This is a genomic window from Streptomyces caelestis (genome assembly GCF_001279005.1).
GTDB lineage: Bacteria > Actinomycetota > Actinomycetes > Streptomycetales > Streptomycetaceae > Streptomyces > Streptomyces heliomycini.
In genome coordinates, this window is sequence record NZ_LGCN01000104.1 from 1 (window position 1) to 335 (window position 335).

The following is a 335-nucleotide window of genomic DNA, read 5'->3' on the forward strand; positions in this document are numbered from 1 at the left end:
ACCGCACTGCCCCGCACCACCGCCAGCACCCGATGACCATGGCGCCGCGCATCCGACAACCGCTCCAGCACCAGCACACCCACACCCTCGGACCAGCCGACCCCATCGGCCGCATCCGCGAACGACCGGCACCGGCCGTCCGCCGACAACCCGCCCTGGCGCGAGAACTCCACGAACGTCATCGGCGTCGACATCACCGTCACACCACCGGCCACCGCGAGCGAGCACTCACCCGACCGCAACGCCTGCGCCGCCCAGTGCAACGCCACCAACGACGACGAACACGCCGTGTCCACCGTCACCGCAGGACCCTCGAACCCGAACGTGTACGCCAC

1 protein-coding gene is annotated in these 335 nt (G+C 70.4%); it reads right to left on the bottom strand.

Going from position 1 to position 335, the window contains the following annotated elements:
- On the bottom strand, window positions 1-335 hold a 335-nt coding region (locus ADK41_RS09955; protein ID WP_267890309.1), incomplete at both ends, for a beta-ketoacyl synthase N-terminal-like domain-containing protein.